We start from the raw sequence: 18,262 nt of genomic DNA on the forward strand, positions 1-18,262 counted from the left end.
CTTCGGCCCGATTGGATCACGAAGCCGTTCGCTTGGCGACATCATATGTCGCCTGGGGAACAGGGAGAGGGTCTGGGGAGGCTCGCTTCAGCCCGAGGCCGCCGGCTTGGCTGGCTCGGATCCGACAGCCGTGAGGCGCGCGCGCCGGCGCTCGGGCCGGGAGGGATCCGCCGCCGAAAGCCGGGACTCGTCCTCGGCCGCCGTCCCGGACGACGGCTCCACCTTGCGCAAAGCCTCCAGCTCGCGCTGCAAGGCGCGGCGCTCGTTGCGGGTCCGCTCCAGCGCGCCGTCGGCCGCGGCCTTCTCGGCCCGCAGGCGCTCCACGGCGTTGGAGAGGTCCTCGGCCTTGGCCTTCTGCCGTTCATCCTCCGCCCGCCGCTCGGCCTCGGCCCGGTCGGTCGCGCTCATCAGCGCGTCGCGGGCGGCGGCGTGCTCGGTCCGCAGCGCCGCCAGGTCCTCGGCCGTGCGGGCGTGCTGCGCCTGCAGAGCCTCCAGGCGCGCGTCCGCGTCGCCCTTCTCCTGCGCGAGGGCGGCCAGCTGCGCCTCCAGCCCGGCCCGGGCCTGGTCGAGCTGGTCGAGCCGATCGTCCTTCGCCGCGATGGCGCTCTGGGCGTGGGAGAGGGTGCGCTCCAGCTCGGAGATTCGGGCCCGCAGGCTCTCGATCGAGGTCTCGAGCGTCGAGATGACCAGCCGGCGCTCCTCGGCGGTCTCCTGCAGGCGGCCGTGTTCGCCCTGCAGGGTCGCGAGGTCGGCGCGGCGCACGAGCAGCTCCTCGCTCGCCAGCGTCAGGTCCGCGCCGGTGCGATCCAGCGCGCCCGACATCGCATCGATGGCCTGGCGGGCGGCGCCGAGGTCGCGCTCGAGCCCCGCGATGGCGTTGGAGCGGCTCACCACGTCGGCCTGAAGGTCGGCGATCAGCACCGCGCGGCGTCCGAGTTCGGCCATGTCGTCGGCCCTCGCCAGGGCGGCGGCCTCGCTTTTCAGCTCGATCCGGCGCGCCTCCACGGCGATCTCGGCGCGCAGATGGTCGCGCTCGGCGGCGATCTCCGCCATGGACAGCGGAAGGCGCGCCTCGACGCGTCGCCGCGCCAGACGTTCAGCCCTCCGCGACAGCGCGGGAAGGACAAGCAATGCAAGCAGGGCCGCCGACAGGAAGCCCAGGGCGAACACCATGATCGTTTCGATCACCGCCGAGGGCCCCCTCACTCAAACTCGGTGCAGGAGCATCGCATGACGGCGCGCTCCCTTCCAAGCCGGATTCCATCATCATTCCGCAACCGAACACCCGGTCCGCAACCGTCCCGGTGCAGAACGGCAGGGTTCAGAAGGGGTTCCACGTCGAAGCGGGCGTGAACTTCAGATAACCCACATTGACGCCGAGCCGGGCGCCCACGCCCGAACTGATCGGGACCACCACCATCTGGTCGGCCACCAGCGCCGTCATGCCGAAGCCGCCGACCACATAGGCCGAGCCGTCCAAGCCGCCGAAGCGCTGGAAGATCGCGTCGGTGGCCGGCATGTTGTAGACGAGCATCATGGTCCGGGCGCCCTGGCCGCCGAAGTCGAAGCCGAAGGACGGCCCCTGCCAGAACACCCTGCGGTCGCCCGCGTTGCGGGTGTAGAGCACGCCTTCCCCGTAGCGCAGGCCGCCCACGAAGGCGGCGCCGCCCTCCTGGCCGAGAATGTAGCCGTTCGGCTGGCCCCAGCGGCGCGTCGCCTCCTCGATGGTGAGCGCCAGGCCGCGGGTGATGTTGCCGAAGAAGCGATGCCCGGAATTGACGAGCTCGTCCGGCGAATAGGCCTCCGGCTGGGCGGCCGTGCGGCGGGCCTGGGCGGCCGCGGTCCCGGCGACGGTCCCGGCCAGGGCCAGGGCGGCCAGCGCGAAAGCGAGGGCGCGCGCCATGCGGCGCATGCTGATGATCATGAAAACCTCCCGCCGCGCGCGGCTGGGCGCCGCAGCCTGAACGCCGTCAACGCAACCGCAAGCGTCGTCGTGCTATGCGGCCGGGCGGCCGCAGAGTGACCGAATCAAAACGATGATACAGTCCCGGCGAAGTATGACGCAGACAAGGCCCTTTCGCGCCGCCATCTTGGTCTTGGCGTTGGCCGTCGGCTGGGCCGCTCCGGCGCGCGCCGCCGAATACCGCCTGACCACCCAGCGCGTGCTCGCGGACCCGCTGTCGGGCATCGCGCTCTATGGCTACGACCCGGTGGCCTATTTCGTCGACGGGGCGGCGCGGCCCGGCGCCCAGGCCTTCGAGCTGGACTGGGGCGGCGCGACCTGGCGCTTCGCCTCGCAGGCCAACCGCGAGGAGTTCCTGCGCTCGCCCGAGACCTTCGCGCCCGCCTATGGGGGCTACGACGCCGACAGCGTCGCCAGGGGCTTTGCGGTCGCGTCCGACCCTACCGTCTACAAGGTCGAGGACGACAGGCTGTTCCTGTTCCGCTCCGAGGAGGCCCGCGTTCGCTTCGCCCAGGAGGGCGGCGCCGCGGCTGCGGACAAGGCCTGGCCGCAGGTGTTGAAGGAGATCGGCCCCTGAACGGCCGGCTCGGCGTCGGGGCTCCGGCTTTCGTCCGCCTTCCGTGATCGGCGTTCCCGGTGTATTCGCCTAGTCTGCGGCTTCCGCCGATTCGGCTGGGGACGGCGGAGACTTGTCATGACGGCCATCACTCTCGATGCACTCGACCTTGCGGCGCTGCTGTGCAGCCGGGTCTGCCACGACGTCATCAGCCCTGTCGGCGCCATCGTGAACGGGCTCGAGGTGCTCGAGGACGAGAAGGACGAGTCGATGCGCGGCTTCGCGCAGGACCTCATCAAGAAGAGCGCCCGCCAGGCCTCCGCCCGGCTGCAATTCGCCCGCCTCGCCTTCGGGGCCGCCGGCTCGGCCGGCGCGGCGATCGACACCGGCGACGCCGAGCAGGTGGCCCGCGGCTTCATCCAGGACGACCGCACGACCCTGACCTGGAACGCGCCCCGCGTCCTGCTCCCCAAGAACCAGGTGAAGCTGCTCCTCAACCTCCTGGTCATCGCCACCACGGCGGTGCCGCGCGGCGGCGTCATCGACGTCACCATGACGGTGGACGGCGACAAGGGAACCTTCGTGGTCGCCGCCAAGGGCATCAACGCCCGCATCCCCCACTCCGTGCCGGGGCTGCTGGCCGGAGCGCCGGAGAGCGGGACCGTCGACGCCCACGGCATCCAGCCCTTCTACACCGGCCTCATCGCCCGCGCGGCCGGCATGGACGTGGCGCTGACGATCGACGGCGACCTGGTGACGATCTCGGCCACCCAGCAGGCCGCCTGACCGTTCTTTTCGCGCTTTCCAGCACAAGACGGCTGAGCCTCAACCGATCATCAACGGTTGACGGGCATCAATGACCGGTGGCGCCCGACGCGGCGCACAGTCGGGATGCCTCATGGACGACGTTCTGCGCGAGTTTCTGACCGAGACGCTGGAAACGGTCGAGAACGTCGACCGCCAACTCGTGCAGTTCGAGCGTGAGCCGAACAACGCGACCATGCTGGCGCACATCTTCCGCCTGGTGCACACCATCAAGGGCACCTGCGGCTTCCTCGGCCTGCCGCGCCTGGAGGCGCTGTCGCACGCCGCCGAATCCCTCATCAGCCGCTTCCGCGACGGCGCGCCCGTCACCACGGAGGCGGTGACCCTCATCCTGGGCACGATCGACCGGATCAAGATGATCCTGCGCGTCCTGGAGGAGAGCCAGTCCGAGCCCGAAGGGGCCGATACGGACCTGATCGAACGCCTGACCGCCCGCGCCGAGGAGCCGGCCCCGCCGACGGCGTTCGCTCCCGCGCCATCCCCGCCTTCGGCGCCGGCCCCCGCTCCGCTCGTCCTGGACGAGTTGGACGACGCCGGCGAGATCGCCCCCGTCCCGGCCGCGCCGCAGCGCAGGGACGAGGCGGAGGCGCCGATCCAGCGCCAGAGGTCGCCCGGCGCCATCAAGCAGGCCGGTCCCCGGGTGGCCCAGGGCGGCCCCGCCACGGCCCAGTCCATCCGCGTCGGCCTCGACACGCTCGAGGGGCTGATGACGATGGTGTCGGAGCTGGTGCTGACCCGCAACCAGCTGGTGGAGCTGGCCCGCCACGACGAGAACAGCGACTACAAGGCCCCTCTGCAGCGCCTGTCGAGCGTCACCGCGGAGCTGCAGGAGCGGGTCATGAAGACCCGCATGCAGCCGATCAGCACCGCCTGGCAAAAGCTGCCTCGCCTCGTCCGCGACCTGTGCGCGGAGCTCGGCAAGGACATCGAGCTGGTCCTCACCGGGGCCGAGACGGAGCTCGACCGCCAGGTCCTCGAGCTTATCAAGGACCCTTTCACGCATCTCATCCGCAACGCCGCCGACCACGGGCTGGAGACCCCGGAGGAGCGCCGCCTGGTCGGCAAGCCGCCCCGGGGCACGATCCGGATCTCGGCCATCCACGAGAGCGGCACCATCACGATCGAGGTGGCGGACGACGGCCGCGGCCTCGACGTCGGGCGCATCGCCGCCAAGGCGCTCGAACGCGGGCTCGTGACCCCGGCCGAACTGGAGCGGCTCAGCGACGAGCGCATCGCGCGCTTCATTTTCGAGCCGGGCTTCACCACCGTGCACAACGTCTCCCACGTGTCCGGGCGCGGCGTCGGCATGGACGTGGTGCGCTCCAACATCGAGCTGATCGGCGGCTCGGTGGACGTGCGCTGGGTGCCGGGCGAGGGCTCCACCCTCACGATGAAGATCCCGCTGACGCTGGCCATCGTGGCGGCGCTCATCATCGAGACCGCTGGCCAGCGCTTCGCCATCCCGCAGGTGGCCGTGGTGGAGCTGGTGCAGCCGCGCTCCACCTCCGAGCACCGGCTGGAATCCATCAACGGCACCTGGCTCTTGCGCCTGCGCGACACGCTGCTGCCCGTCGTGCGGCTCGGCGCCATCCTGGGCATCGACCCGCCCAACCGGAAGCTCGACCCGGAGGCCGGCTTCATCGTCGTCCTGAAGCTCGGCAAGCGCTCCTTCGGCCTCGTCGTCGACAAGGTGTTCCACACCGAGGAGATCGTCGTGAAGTCGATCTCCAACCTGCTGAAGCCGATCAACGTCTTCTCCGGCAACACCATCCTGGGCGACGGCCGCGTGATCCTGATCCTCGATCCCAACGGGATCGTGCAGCGGATGGGCCACACGCCGGCGCCGACCCGCTCCGAGCGCGACGAATCGGCGCCGCGCCGCAGGGTGCAGGAGGACAAGAGCTCCTTCCTGATCTTCCGCGCCGGCGAGGGCGAGCTGAAGGCCGTGCCGCTGGCCGCCGTCACCCGCCTGGAGGAGTTCGAGGTCTCGCAGATCGAGACCGTCGGCGGACGCTCCGTCGCCCAGTATCGGGGCGACCTGATCCCCATCGTGCAGGCCGTGCCGGGCGCGCCCATGCACGCCAGCGGCATCCAGCCGGTGCTGGTGTTCTCCGAGGGCGACCGCACGGCCGGCATCGCGGTGGACGAGATCGTCGACATCGTCGAGGACCATCTCGACATCAAGGCGACCGGCCAGGCCCCCGGCATCGTCGGCTCGGCGGTGATTCGCGGCCGCGCCACCGAGATCATCGACGTCGCCCACTTCCTGCCGCTGGCCTATCCGGACTGGTTCGACAGCCCGGCCCCGACGACCAGCACCCGCTCCAACCGCGTGCTGCTGGTCGACGGAGCGCCGTTCTTCCGCGGCATGCTCGCCCCGGTGCTGAAGGCGGCCGGCTACGACGTGGTGGCGCTGGCGGAGGTCGACGCCGCGCTCACGGTGGCGCAGCGCAGCGCCGAGAGCTTCGCGGTGGTCGTGGTCGACATCGAATCGCGCGGCCGCAACGGCTTCGATCTCGCCGAGGGCTTCCAGGCCGACCGGCGCACCGCGGAGCTGCCGGTCATCGGAATCGCCTCGCGCCTGCACCCGGCCGCCGTCGAGCGGGCCCGGGCGCTGGGCCTGTTCGACGTCGTCGCCAAGTTCGACCGCGCCGGGCTGCTCGAAGCCATCGCCGAGGCGATCGAGGCCAAGGAGCCCGCAGCCGCATGACCCTGATGCCCCGCACCGGTTTCGAGGATGTCGAGACCAACCCCGAGATGCGCGAATACGTCACCGTGCTGGTCGACGGCCAATTGTTCGGCCTGCCGATCGAGTGCGTGCACGACGTGTTCATCGCCACCGAGATGACCCCCGTCCCGCTCGCCCCGCCCGAGGTGGCCGGGCTCCTGAACCTGCGCGGGCGCGTCGTGACGGCGATCTCGCTGCGGCGCGTGCTGAAGCTGGAGGACGGCGGCCAGAGCGCCGGCCGCATGGTGGTGGGCGTCGAATATGGCGGCGATTCGTTCGGCCTGGCGGTCGACGGCGTCGGCGAGGTGCTGAGCCTGGCGCTGGCCGAGATGCAGCCTCCGCCGATGAACCTCGACCCGCGCTGGTCGACGATCGCCAAGGGCGTTCACTGGCTCGACAACGGCCTCCTCGTGGTCATCGACATCCACGCCGCCCTCGGCCCCGCGATGATGTCGGACGGGTCCCGCACGGCCGCGTTTCCCATGCAAAAAGGTTTTCACCCATGATGAAGTGCCTGGTCGTCGACGACTCGCCCGTGATCCGCAAGGTGGCCCGCCGGATCCTCGAGGGCCTGGATTTCCACGTCGAGGAGGCCGAGGACGGCCAGCAGGCGCTGGCGCTGTGCCAGCGCGACATGCCCGACGCCGTGCTGGTGGACGCCGTGATGCCGGTGATGGACGGCTACGAGTTCCTCAAGACCCTGCGCCGCACGGCCGGCGGAAGCGCCCCCAAGGCGCTGATGTGGAACACCGAATACGACGTCGCCCTGGTGGCGCGCGCCATCCATTCCGGCGCAGACGACGTGCTCATGAAGCCGTTCGACCGCGCCCTCGTGGTCGAGAAGCTCGCCCAGGTCGGCCTCGCCTGACGCAGGCGCCGCAACGAGAAACCCCGCCGGGGTGCGGCGGGGCTTTCAGGTCGACGAAACCCTGGAGGGAGCGCCCGGTCAGGCCGGAATGCGCTCTTCGACGTCGTTGGGCTCGCGCAGCACGTAGCCGCGGCCCCAGACCGTCTCGATGTAGTTCTTGCCCTGCGAGGCGTTGGCCAGCTTCTTGCGGAGCTTGCAGATGAACACGTCGATAATCTTCAGCTCCGGCTCGTCCATGCCGCCATAGAGATGGTTGAGGAACATCTCCTTGGTCAGCGTCGTGCCCTTGCGCAGGCTCAGGAGTTCCAGCATCTGGTACTCCTTGCCGGTCAGGTGCACGCGGGCGCTGGCCACCTCGACCGTCTTCTGGTCCAGGTTGACGATGAGGTCGCCGGTGGTGATGACCGATTGGGCGTGGCCCTTGGAGCGCCGCACGATGGCGTGGATGCGCGCCACGAGCTCGTCCTTGTGGAACGGCTTGGTCAGGTAGTCGTCGGCGCCGAAACCGAGGCCGCGCACCTTGTCCTCGATGCCGGCGAGGCCGGAGAGAATCAGGATCGGGGTCTTGACCTTGGCCACGCGCAGGCTGCGCAGCACCTCGTAGCCGGACATGTCCGGGAGGTTCAAGTCCAGCAGGATGATGTCGTAATCGTACAGCTTCCCGAGGTCGATGCCTTCCTCGCCGAGATCCGTCGTGTAGACGTTGAAATTCTCGGACTTGAGCATCAGTTCGATGCTCTGGGCGGTAGCGCTGTCGTCTTCGATGAGAAGTATGCGCATTTCAGGTCTCCAAGCTCGTCCCTTGGTCCGCAACCGCAGCATCGACCGGCGGGACCCGGCTGAAGCTCTCAGGCGCCCCGAAGCGCGCCCTGATGATCTCGTTTTCCAACGTTACGCCGCAATGGTTAACAAAACCTGATTCTGATCCGCAAGCACCATTGCGCCCGAACTTCACGAATCGGGGTAAATTGTTGCTTGTGCAGCAGAAAAGACGAATGTTGGATCTCATGTAGCGGATTAAGCTTCTGTCCTAACCGACTCACCTGACTCACCCTTCGGAGCCCAGCCTCCGAAACTGTGCGACACACGAGTTCAGCCTGTGCATTCTTAATGGGACCGGTAAACGAATCGTTACGGACACGGCATGAGCCTTCATGATCACGACCGGCTGCATGCGCTGCGCGCAGACCTCGCCAACCTGGACGAGCTGACGATCTATGGCCGCGTCGCCAGCGTGCGCGGCCTCATGATCGAGGTGGCGGGGCCGCTCTCGGCCATGCATGTCGGCGGCCTGCTCGACATCGAGGTCGCGCCCGGCCGCAGCGTGCCCTGCGAGGTCGTCGGCTTTTCGGGCGACAGGGCGCTGGTGATGCCGTTCGGCGGCGTCGACGGGCTGCGGCGCGGCTGCCGGGCCGTGGTGCGCTCCGCTCCCGGGGGTGTGCGCCCGTCGCGCGGCTGGCTCGGGCGCGTGATCAACGCCATGGGCGAGCCCATCGACGGCAAGGGCCCCCTGCCCGCCGGCCCCGATCTCGTGCGCCTGCGCGAGGAGCCGCCGCCCGCCCATGCGCGGCGGCGCGTCGGCGAGCCGCTCGACCTCGGGGTGCGGGTGCTGAACACCTTCACGACCTGCTGCCGCGGCCAGCGCATCGGCATCTTCGCCGGCTCCGGCGTCGGCAAGTCCGTGCTGCTGTCGATGCTGGCCCGCAACGCGGGCTCGGACGTGGCCGTCATCGGGCTGGTCGGCGAGCGCGGACGCGAGGTGCAGGAATTCCTGCAGGAGGACCTCGGCGAGGCCGGCCTCGCCCGCTCCATCGTGGTGGTGGCGACCTCCGACGAGCCGGCGCTGATGCGCCGCCAGGCCGCCTACCTGACCCTGGCGATCTGCGAATATTTCCGCGACGAAGGCGCGGACGTGCTGTGCATGATCGACAGCGTCACCCGCTTCGCCATGGCGCAGCGCGAGATCGGCCTTGCCGCCGGCGAGCCGCCGACCACCAAGGGCTACACCCCGACCGTCTTCACCGAGCTGCCGAAGCTGCTGGAGCGCGCCGGCCCGGGCGTCGGCGAGGGCGCCATCACGGGCCTCTTCACCGTGCTGGTGGACGGCGACGACCACAACGAGCCCGTGGCCGACGCCGTGCGCGGCATCCTGGACGGCCACATCGTGATGGAGCGCGCCATCGCCGAGCGCGGCCGCTACCCGGCCGTCAACGTGCTGAAGTCGGTGTCGCGGACCATGCCGCGGTCCTGCGACCCCGAATTCTGGCCCGTCGTGCTGGCGGCGCGCCAGAACATGGCGACTTACGCCGACATGGAGGAGCTCATCCGGCTCGGCGCCTACCGGGCGGGTTCATCCGAGGAGGTGGACCGCGCCATCGCGCTGAATCCCGCCCTCGACGATTTCCTCCGCCAAGGTAAGGAAGAAGCAACCTCGTTGCGCGAAGGTTATCTCCGTCTCGCGGGGATCATGGCTGGTGCATGACGCCAGGATCGCCAGTGCAACTCGCAACCGCCCCGAACGGCTGCGCAGCGTGAGTAGAGTGGATGAAATCGCGGGATACCGTCATGCGCCTGAAGCGCTTCCAGGTCGACGAGAAACGTCGGCGGGTGGCGCAGATCGAGATGATGATCGCCGACTTCGAGCGGATGGTCCATGAGCTCGAACGCGAGGTCGCCAGCGAGGAGCAGAAGTCGGGCATCTCCGACAAGGCTCACTTCGCCTATCCGACCTATGCGCGCGCCGCCATGACCCGCAAGGAGAACCTCCAGCGGTCCGCCGACGAGCTGAAGACCCAGCTGGAGGACGCGCGCGCCGAGTTGGAGGCGGCCTTCCAGGAGCTCAAGAAGTTCGAGATCCTCGACGACCGCGAGCAGGCCCGCGAACGCGCCGCCGAGTCGGCGCGCGAGCAGTCCGACCTCGACCGCATCGGCCTCGCCATGCGGGCGGGCTTCGCCCGCGCCTGAGCCGGCGAGCTTTCCCGATCCCGGCGGGCCCGACCCGCAGCCCGGTCACGCCCCGCGGGTGATCGGGATGTCGGGAAAGCTGTCGGGATCGAGAAGACCGGCGATCCTCGGATCGTCGGCCACCTCCACGGCGAGCCTGTAGGGCGCGAAGCCCGAGCGCCTGTAGAAGGCGATCGCGCCCGGATGGTCCAGCGTGCAGGTGTGCAGCCAGACCCGGCGCACCGCCTGGCCCCAGGCGAGCTCCAGCGTGCGGTCCATCAGCCGCCGGCCGAGCCCCTGCCCCGTCGCAGCGTCCACCAGCCCGAAATAGACGATCTCCGCCTCTCCCTCCTGGCGCAGGTCGATCTCGACGAGCCCGATGTCGCGGCCGCCCTGCGTCGCCGCGAAGGCCATGACGCCGGGATCGGCCAGCACGGCCGAGACCTCCTCGTCCGACGCGCCCAGCCGCGAGAACCAGAACCACCGCTCCCCGATCGCCCGGTAGATGCGCTTGTAGCGCGCCGCCTCGCCCGGCCCGAAACGCTCCAGCGCGAGGTCGGCCGTCTCCGGCCGCGGCGCCCGGGGCGCGGGCGGCGCGCGCATCTCCAGATAGGTCACCACGGCCGCGATCTTGCCCGCGGGAACGTCCGAATAGCCGTCTCGAAGGGGGGCGTCGTTTGACATGGATCCGCGCAATTCCAGATAGACGGGTCCTAGCCTAGGGCTTCGCGCCCCGTCCGTCAGGAGACCCCGATGAAGATTGTGTCCGCCGCCGTCCTTCTCGTCCTGGCCGCCGGCGCGCCCGCGCGGGCGCAGCAGAGCCACGCCGGCCATGGCGCGGCCGCCCCGAAGGCGCAGGCGCGGTCGCCGTCCGACGCAGGCTACAAGGCCGCGATGGACAGGATGCACAAGGACATGACAGCGCCGCTGACCGGCGACGCGGACGTGGACTTCGTGCGGGGCATGATCCCCCACCACCAGGGCGCGATCGACATGGCCAAGGTGGAGCTGGAGCACGGGAAGGACCCGGCGCTGCGCAAGATGGCGGAGGAGATCGTCAAGGCCCAGGAAGCCGAGATCGCCGTCATGAAGGACTGGCTCGCCAAGCGCGGCAAGTAGCGCCTTTGCGCCGCGTGAGAGGGTTGAGGAAAGGCAATTCATTTCTGATGAATTGTTGGTGACAGGCCTGCCGATCTGTCCCACTGTCTCCCGAAAAGGGGGCGAGGCGGGATGGGGGTTGCGGGCGAGTTGCGCTTCGAGCGCATCGTCAAGGCGTTCGGCGGCGCGCAGGCGCTGAAGGGCGTCAGCCTGTCCGCGCGGCGCGGCGAGGCGCTCGCCCTGCTGGGCGAGAACGGCGCCGGCAAGTCGACCCTCATCAAGATCCTGGGCGGCGTCCACAAGGCCGATTCCGGGCGCATCGCGATCGACGGCGAGCCCTATGTCCACCGCCCGCCCCGGCGCAGCGAGCGCCAGGCCGTGGGATTCGTCCACCAGGATCTCGGTCTTCTCGAATGGATGACGGTGGCCGAGAATGTCGGCCTTGCCGGCGGCTACGCCTCCCGCCCCGTCTGGGGCCGGCTGGGCGTCATCGATTGGGACGAGACCACGCGCGTCGCAGCCCGCGCCCTGGCGCTCGTCGGCTGCGACATCGATCCCACCGCGCGGGTCCATACGCTGAGCCGGACCGAGAAGTCCCTCGTCGCCATCGCCCGCGCGCTGGTGGTGGAGTGCGACTATCTCGTTCTCGACGAACCCACCGCCAGCCTGCCCGCCGACGAGGTGGAGCGCCTGTTCGCCGCCATGCGGCGGCTGAAGGAGGCGGGAGTGGGCATGATCTATGTCTCGCACCGGCTCGACGAGGTGTTCCGCATCGCCGACCGGGTCGCCGTGCTGCGGGACGGGCTTCTCGTCGGCGAGCAGGCGGTCTCCGACACGACCCCCGAGGCGCTGGTCGGCATGATCGTCGGGCGCGACCTGGGCGACGGCTTCGTCCGCCCGCCAGCGGCGCCGGGATCGGTGCGGCTCTCGGCGCGCGGGCTGCGCACCGCGTCCGCCGGCCCGGTCGATTTCGACCTGCGGGACCGCGAGATCCTGGGCCTGGTCGGCCTGCGCGGCGCCGGGCAGGAGGAGATCGGCAGGGCGCTGTTCGGCGCCGTCCCGCATGCCGGCCGGATCGTGCTGGACGGGGCGGCGCCCGACCTCTCCTTGCCCGCCGCGGCGCTCCTGGCCGGGGTGGGCCTGATCGCCCGCGACCGCACCGAGGAATCGATCGCTCCCTCCCTCAGCGTCCGCGAGAACGCCTTTCTCAACCCCGCCGCGGCCGGGCGAAGCCTCGCCTCGCGCCTGTCGCCCCGGCGCGAGGCGCAGGCCGCCCGCAGCCTCGGCGCCGCGGTGGGACTGCGCCCGAACGATCCGTCCCTGCCGATCGAGAGCCTGTCGGGCGGCAACCAGCAGAAGGTCGTGGTCGGCCGATGGCTGGCCACGGGCCGTCGCCTCCTGATCGCCGAAGACCCGACCTCCGGCGTCGACGTCGGCGCCAAGGCCGAGATCTACCGGCTGATCGCCGGCGCGCTGGAGAGGGGCCTGGCGGTCGCCGTGGTCTCGACGGATTTCGAGGAGGTGGCGCATCTGTGCCACCGCGCGCTCGTGTTCAACCGGGGACGCATCGTGGGCGACCTCTCCGGTCCGGCGCTCACCGCCCGCGCCCTCGTCGCCGCCGCGTCAGCCTCGGAGGCCGCATGAACTCCATCGAATCCAACGCCCTGGAGCCGACGCCGGCCGAGATGCGCGGGCTTGCGCCCCGCGACCGGGCGCTGCGGCTCCTGCCGGTCTACGGGCTGCCGATCCTCACCGCGGCGCTGATCCTGCTGTTCTCGGCGCTGCTGCCCGAGACCTTCCCGACCATGCTGAACCTGCGCTCGATCATCTCCGACAAGGCCATCATCGCGCTGCTCTCGCTGGCCGCCATGATCCCCATGGCGGCGGGCAAGATCGACCTCACGGTCGGCTACGGCATCGTGCTCTGGCACATCCTGGCGATCTCCCTGCAGACCCAGTTCGGCCTGCCCTGGCCGGTGGCCGTCGTGATCGTCCTGGCGCTGGGCGCGCTGGTCGGCGCCGTCAACGGCGCGCTTGTCGAGGTCGCCCGCATCGACAGCTTCATCGCCACGCTGGGCGCCGGCACGGTCCTGTATGCGCTGGCGCTCTGGCACACCGGCGGCCGGCAGGTGGTCGCCCCGCTGCCGGACGGCTTCCTGGCGCTGAACGGCGCGGTCCTGTTCGGCCTGCCGGTCACCGGCTTCTACGTCCTGGCGCTGGCGCTGGCGATGTGGCTCGTGTTCGAGCACCTGCCGATCGGCCGCTATCTCTACGCCATCGGGGCCAACCCCAAGGCCGCAGCCCTCAACGGGATCCCGGTGCGGCGCTTCACGATGGCCGCCTTCGTGACCTCCGGCGCGCTCGCCGCCGCAGCCGGCGTGCTGCTCGCCTCCAAGCTGCGGATCGGGCAGGCCAGCGTCGGCCTCGAATATCTGCTGCCGGCCCTCGTCGGCGCCTTCCTGGGCTCCACGACGATCAAGCCCGGCCGGGTGAATGTCTGGGGCACCCTGGTCGGCGTGGCCGTCCTGGCCGTCGGCATCGCCGGCATCCAGCAATTCGGCGGCTCGTTCTGGGTCGAGCCGCTCTTCAACGGGGTGACGCTGCTCGTCGCCATCGGCATCGCCGGCTATGCGCAGCGCCGCAAGGGCGCGGCCGCCCGCCGTCCGCCGCCGGCCGATCCGGCCCCCGCCCCGTCCTGACCCGCCGCCTTCACCGCAGCCAAAACAAACAAGCGCCAATCAGGGAGAGAACCATGCTCAGACACCTCATCGCCGGCATCGCGGGGGCCGGCCTCCTGGCCGCCGCGGGACCGGTCAGCGCCGACGCCATCGCGGACGCCAACGCCTTCGTGGCCACCTTCGCGGGCCGCGCAAACAAGTGGGACGGCCCCGTCGCCGGCCCGAAAGCCGCCGCCGGCAAGACCATCGTGGTCCTGGCCGCCGACATGAAGAACGGCGGCGTGCTCGGCGTCTCCAACGGCGTCGCCGAAGCCGCCAAGGCGATCGGCTGGACGGTGCGCGTGCTGGACGGCGCCGGTTCCATCTCGGGCCGCACCGCGGCCTTCGGCCAGGCCCTGGCGCTGAAGCCCGACGGCATCGTCATCAACGGCTTCGACGCCGTCGAGCAGAAGGCCGGCATCGAGGCGGCCGGGGCGGCCAAGATCCCGCTCGTCTCCTGGCACGCCGCTCCCGTGATCGGCCCGGTGCCGGGCACGCCCGTCCGGGTCAACGTCTCGACCGACGCCATGGACGTCTCGCGCGCCGCCGCCCTGTGGGCCTTCGCGGACGCCGGCGGCAAGCCCGGCGTGGTGATCTTCACGGATTCGACCTACGCGATCGCGATCGCCAAGGCCAACAAGATCCGCGACGTCATCACGCAGGCCGGCGGCACGGTGCTCGAATATGTCGACACCCCGATCGCCGACACCTCGACCCGCATGCCGCAGCTGACGACCTCGCTGCTGCAGCGCTATGGCGCCAAGTGGACGCATGCGCTCGCCATCAACGACATCTATTTCGACTTCATGGGGCCCTCGCTGGCGGCGGCCGGCGTCAAGGGCGACGGCGCGCCCAAGGCCGTCGCGGCGGGCGACGGCTCCGAAAGCGCCTACCAGCGCATTCGCTCCGGCCAGTACCAGGCCGTGACCGTGGCCGAGCCGCTGAACCTGCAGGGCTGGCAACTCGTCGACGAGCTCAACCGCGCCTTCGCCAACGAGCCGTGGTCCGGCTACATCCCGCCGCTGCACGTCGTCACCAAGGCCAATGTGGAGTTCGACGGGGGACCGAAGAACACGTTCGATCCCGAGAACGGCTACCGCGACGCCTATCGCAAGATCTGGGGCAAGTAAGCGACCGCGTCCCGCGCCGACCCGGCGGCCCTCGTCGGCCGCGCGGGCGGCGCGTTTCGGCGACCGTCTCGGACGCGCGGCTCGCCGCGCCTGCGATCGGGCTTGCGGGCGTCAGCCGCTTCGTGCAGGACATGCCGCCATCGAGGCCTGCAGGGGGGCGACCAGGTCGTCAGGCATGAAACGCATCATGGATTTCATCTGGCCCCTCGTCGGGCTGGTCGCCGTCGTCTGGTCGGTCGAACTTCTCTACAAGAAGCTGAAAGCCGAAGCTGCGGTCGATCCCGCCGTCCGGGCCCTGCTGGAGCAGGGCGGCGTGTGGGACAACATCCGCACGATCGCGGGCGTCATCGCGGCCAAGATCGTCGCCATACCGCCCCACGCCTATCTGCTGTGCGCCCTGTCGACCCTGGTCGCCTACGCGGCGCTGGCCTGGTACGACCGGATCGCCCTGATCCACCTGAAGCGGCAGAAGGGCATCTCCTGGTTCTACATCGCGACCTGCTCCTTCGTGACCTACGCGCTGTCGCACAATATCGGGGCGTCGGTGTTCTCGGGCGGCATGGTCCGCTACAGGGCCTATACGGCCAAGGGCCTCTCGGCGGCCGAGGTCGCCGTGCTGGTGGCGCTGTGCTCCTTCACCTTCGCCTTCGGCACCATCCTGCTGCTGGGCCTCGTGCTGGTCGGCGAGCCGCATATCCTGCGGCCGCTGGTGAGCCTGTCGCCCTGGTTCGCCGTCAACGAGACCGCAGCCCGCCTGGTCGGCGTGGCCATGCTGGCCTTCTGCCTGCTCTACACCATCGGCTCCTGGCTGCACTTCAAGCCGATCGCGTTCGGCAAGCTGGAGATCGTCTATCCGCGCCTGCCGATCGTGGCCAGGCAGTACGCGGCCGCTCCGCTGGAGCTGATCGGCGCCGCAGGCATCATCTATTTCGCCCTGCCGGATGGAAGCCCGAGCTTCTTCATCGTGCTCGGCGCGTTCCTGATGTCGTTCTCGGCCGGCCTGCTGTCGCAGGTGCCGGGCGGCGTAGGGGTCATGGAGGCCGTGTTCCTGGCCATCATGCCCACCGTGCCGGCCCCGTCGGTCTTCGCCGCGCTGCTCGTCTGGCGGCTCTTCTACCTCATCCTGCCGCTCGTCTTCGCGCTTCCGGTGGTGCTGCTGTTCGAGCGCTCGCAGCTGGCCCGGGCGGCCACGCCGCTGGAGCCCAGGCCCCCCGTCTGAGGGCCGTCGGCGGCTCGCCTTCTCAGATGCTGCCGACCGTCTTCAGCCGCGCCCGGGGGTGGATCTCGGCCTGCGAGATCACCGGCGTCTCACGCCGGAAGCGCTCGATGATCGAGCGCACGAAGGGCCGCGCATAGGCGGACGTGACCAGCACCGGGATCTCCCCCTGTCGGGCGGCGTCCTCGAAGCGGTCGCGCACCAGGATGACGAAATCCTGCAGGCGCGAGGGCTGCATCGCGAGATGCCTGTCGTCGCCCTGGCCGACGATCGATTCCGCAAAGGTCGTCTCCCAGCCGGGCGACAGCGTGATGATCGGCAGCTGACCCTGCGGGTTGGTGTATTGCGCGCAGATCTGCCGGGCGATGCGCTGGCGCACCACCTCGGCGATGTCGCGCGGGTTCTTGGTGATGTTCACCGCCTCCGCGACGCCTTCCAGGATGGTCCCGAGATCGCGGATGGAGACGCGCTCGCCCAGCAGGATCTGCAGCACGCGCTGGATGCTGGTCATCGGGATCTGGCTGGGCGCCAGTTCCTTGACAAGGTCGCCATGCTCCTTGGGCAGCTCCTTCAGGAGCTTCTGCAGCTCCACATAGGACAGGAGCTCGCCGACATTGGCCTTGAGGATCTCGGTGAGGTGGGTGGAGATCACCGTGGCGGCGTCCACCACCGTGTAGCCCCGGATCTGCGCATCGTCGCGCAGCGAGGCGTCGATCCAGGTCGCCGGAAGCCCGAAGGTGGGCTCGATGGTGTGCTGCCCGGGCAGCTGGATCGAACCGCCCATGGGGTCGATCGCCATGAACTGGCCCGGATAGACGACGCCCTGGCCGGCGTCGACTTCCTTGAGCTTGACCACGTAGTTGTTGGACTCAAGCTGCACGTTGTCGAGGATGCGCACCGACGGCATCACGAAGCCCATCTCCATGGCGAGCGTGCGCCGCAGCGCCTTGATCTGCTCGGTCAGCCGGTCGCCGCCATTCGGGTCGTTGACGAGGGGCAGCAGCGCGTAGCCGATCTCGATCTTCAGGTCGTCGATCTTGAGGACCTCGGCCATGGTCTCTTCGCGCTGGGCCTGCGCCTCGCCGGCCTTGGCGGTCGCGGCGTCGGCCGTGGCGGTCGCCGCGTTCTCCAGCCGCGACAGCCGGCGGGCGAAGAAGGCCGCGCCCGCCGCGAGCCCCAGGAAGGGGATCATCGGAATGCCCGGCAGAAGGCCGATGATGCCCATCACGGCCGCCGACATGCCGAGCGCCTTCGGCATGGTGGCGAGCTGCTTGGACAGCGCCTTGGCGGCCGAGCCGCTGACGCCCGCCTTCGACACCAGCAGGCCCGCCGCGGTGGAGACGATCAGGGCGGGGATCTGCGACACCAGGCCGTCGCCGACCGTCAGGAGCGTGTAGCTCTGGCTGGCCTGCGCGAAGGTCAGATTGTGCTGCACCACGCCGATGATGATGCCGCCGATGACGTTGATGAACGTGATCAGCAGGCCCGCGATGGCGTCGCCGCGCACGAATTTGGACGCGCCGTCCATGGCGCCGAAGAAGGAGGATTCGTCCTCCAGGTCCTTGCGGCGCTTCTTGGCGGTGGCCTCGTCGATCAGCCCGGCCGACAGGTCGGCGTCGATCGCCATCTGCTTGCCCGGCATGGCGTCGAGCGTGAACCGCGCCGCCACCTCGGCGATGCGGCCGGAGCCCTTCGTGATGACCACGAAATTGACCACCAGCAGGATCGCGAAGACCACGATCCCGATGACGAAATTGCCCGCCATCACGAAGCTGCCGAAGGCTTCGATGACGTGCCCGGCGCCGCTCGTTCCCGTATGGCCGTTGGACAGGATGAGCCGGGTCGACGCCAGGTTGAGCGCAAGCCGAAGCATGGTCGCCATCAGCAGCACGGTCGGGAAGGCGGAGAATTCGAGCGGCGCCTCGATGAACAGCGCCGTCATCAGGATCAGCACCGACAGGATGATCGAGACGGCCAGGAACAGGTCGAGCATGAACGCCGGCAGCGGCAGGATGAGCACCACCAGGATGCCCATCACGGCGATCGCAAGCGCGATGTCGGGCCGGATGAGCGTCGCGCCCATCTTGCCGAAGTTCAGCCCGGCCCCGGCCGGCCGCGGCCTGGCCTGCGGCGCTGCGCCGTCGATCACCGAAACGTCGGTCATGCCCGCCCGAACCCCACGCGACGGCGGCCGGCGGAAAACCGGGCGCAGCCCTGG

General features: G+C 69.8%; 17 protein-coding genes. 12 read left to right on the forward strand and 5 right to left on the reverse strand.

Annotation, left to right across the window (positions count from 1 at the left end; translation table 11 throughout):
- Positions 1-87: 87 nt before the first annotated feature.
- Positions 88-1,188, reverse strand: a complete 1,101-nt coding sequence (locus ABEG18_RS18905; RefSeq protein WP_406854594.1) for a hypothetical protein — start codon at positions 1,186-1,188, stop codon at positions 88-90.
- A 133-nt stretch (positions 1,189-1,321) separates the two neighbouring features.
- Positions 1,322-1,924 (reverse strand): DUF1134 domain-containing protein, encoded by a 603-nt coding sequence (locus tag ABEG18_RS18910; RefSeq protein WP_406854595.1) that lies wholly within the window; start codon positions 1,922-1,924, stop codon positions 1,322-1,324.
- A 133-nt stretch (positions 1,925-2,057) separates the two neighbouring features.
- On the opposite strand from ABEG18_RS18910, the gene ABEG18_RS18915 reads away from it, so the two are divergent.
- The 5 genes from ABEG18_RS18915 (at position 2,058) to ABEG18_RS18935 (ending at position 6,940) form a co-directional block, all read left to right on the forward strand.
- Entirely contained in the window at positions 2,058-2,540 is a 483-nt protein-coding gene (locus ABEG18_RS18915; protein WP_406854596.1) for a YHS domain-containing (seleno)protein, read from the forward strand.
- A 117-nt stretch (positions 2,541-2,657) separates the two neighbouring features.
- Complete coding sequence (chpT, locus tag ABEG18_RS18920; RefSeq protein ID WP_406854597.1) at positions 2,658-3,305, forward strand: histidine phosphotransferase ChpT; 648 nt, start codon at positions 2,658-2,660, stop codon at positions 3,303-3,305.
- Between the two features lie 112 nt (positions 3,306-3,417).
- A complete protein-coding gene (locus ABEG18_RS18925) occupies positions 3,418-6,054 on the forward strand; it encodes a chemotaxis protein CheW (protein WP_406854598.1) in 2,637 nt (878 codons plus the stop codon).
- On the forward strand, positions 6,051-6,578 hold the full coding sequence (locus ABEG18_RS18930) for a chemotaxis protein CheW (RefSeq protein ID WP_406854599.1): 528 nt from the start codon (positions 6,051-6,053) through the stop codon (positions 6,576-6,578). Before ABEG18_RS18925 ends, ABEG18_RS18930 begins: the two co-directional genes overlap by 4 nt.
- Positions 6,575-6,940: a response regulator gene (locus ABEG18_RS18935; RefSeq protein WP_406854600.1), complete on the forward strand. Its 366-nt coding sequence runs from the start codon at positions 6,575-6,577 to the stop codon at positions 6,938-6,940. The genes ABEG18_RS18930 and ABEG18_RS18935 overlap by 4 nt, the downstream gene beginning before the upstream one ends.
- Positions 6,941-7,018: 78 nt before the next feature.
- Here ABEG18_RS18935 and ctrA read toward each other — a convergent pair whose 3' ends face one another.
- The gene (gene ctrA, locus ABEG18_RS18940; protein ID WP_406854601.1) at positions 7,019-7,720 is read right to left on the reverse strand and encodes a response regulator transcription factor CtrA; all 702 of its coding nucleotides are present in this window, start codon (positions 7,718-7,720) and stop codon (positions 7,019-7,021) included.
- 364 nt (positions 7,721-8,084) lie between these two features.
- Between ctrA and fliI the strand changes: the two genes are divergently transcribed.
- On the forward strand, positions 8,085-9,422 hold the full coding sequence (gene fliI, locus ABEG18_RS18945; RefSeq protein WP_406854602.1) for a flagellar protein export ATPase FliI: 1,338 nt from the start codon (positions 8,085-8,087) through the stop codon (positions 9,420-9,422).
- A 62-nt stretch (positions 9,423-9,484) separates the two neighbouring features.
- Complete coding sequence (gene fliJ / locus ABEG18_RS18950; protein ID WP_406854603.1) at positions 9,485-9,904, forward strand: flagellar export protein FliJ; 420 nt, start codon at positions 9,485-9,487, stop codon at positions 9,902-9,904.
- A 45-nt stretch (positions 9,905-9,949) separates the two neighbouring features.
- Here the strand turns inward: fliJ and ABEG18_RS18955 are convergent, their stop codons facing one another.
- Positions 9,950-10,567 carry a GNAT family N-acetyltransferase gene (locus ABEG18_RS18955; RefSeq protein ID WP_406854604.1) on the reverse strand — a complete coding sequence of 206 codons (618 nt, stop codon included), beginning with the start codon at positions 10,565-10,567 and terminating at the stop codon, positions 9,950-9,952.
- A gap of 69 nt (positions 10,568-10,636) precedes the next feature.
- Between ABEG18_RS18955 and ABEG18_RS18960 the strand changes: the two genes are divergently transcribed.
- The 5 genes from ABEG18_RS18960 to ABEG18_RS18980 all read left to right on the forward strand — a co-directional run bounded on the left by ABEG18_RS18960 (position 10,637) and on the right by ABEG18_RS18980 (position 16,047).
- The gene (locus tag ABEG18_RS18960) at positions 10,637-11,002 is read left to right on the forward strand and encodes a DUF305 domain-containing protein (RefSeq protein ID WP_406854605.1); all 366 of its coding nucleotides are present in this window, start codon (positions 10,637-10,639) and stop codon (positions 11,000-11,002) included.
- Between the two features lie 111 nt (positions 11,003-11,113).
- Positions 11,114-12,625, forward strand: coding sequence for a sugar ABC transporter ATP-binding protein (locus ABEG18_RS18965; protein ID WP_406854606.1), 1,512 nt, complete (start codon positions 11,114-11,116; stop codon positions 12,623-12,625).
- Complete coding sequence (locus tag ABEG18_RS18970) at positions 12,622-13,680, forward strand: ABC transporter permease (protein WP_406854607.1); 1,059 nt, start codon at positions 12,622-12,624, stop codon at positions 13,678-13,680. The genes ABEG18_RS18965 and ABEG18_RS18970 overlap by 4 nt, the downstream gene beginning before the upstream one ends.
- Positions 13,681-13,718: 38 nt before the next feature.
- Positions 13,719-14,828: a substrate-binding domain-containing protein gene (locus ABEG18_RS18975; RefSeq protein WP_406858647.1), complete on the forward strand. Its 1,110-nt coding sequence runs from the start codon at positions 13,719-13,721 to the stop codon at positions 14,826-14,828.
- Positions 14,829-15,015: 187 nt separating this feature from the next.
- Positions 15,016-16,047: a YbhN family protein gene (locus ABEG18_RS18980; RefSeq protein ID WP_406854608.1), complete on the forward strand. Its 1,032-nt coding sequence runs from the start codon at positions 15,016-15,018 to the stop codon at positions 16,045-16,047.
- A gap of 22 nt (positions 16,048-16,069) precedes the next feature.
- Here ABEG18_RS18980 and flhA read toward each other — a convergent pair whose 3' ends face one another.
- Entirely contained in the window at positions 16,070-18,208 is a 2,139-nt protein-coding gene (gene flhA, locus ABEG18_RS18985) for a flagellar biosynthesis protein FlhA (RefSeq protein WP_406854609.1), read from the reverse strand.
- Positions 18,209-18,262 lie beyond the last annotated feature (54 nt).

Origin of the sequence: Alsobacter sp. KACC 23698 (assembly GCF_045348435.1) — a bacterium.
Lineage (GTDB): Bacteria > Pseudomonadota > Alphaproteobacteria > Rhizobiales > Beijerinckiaceae > Alsobacter.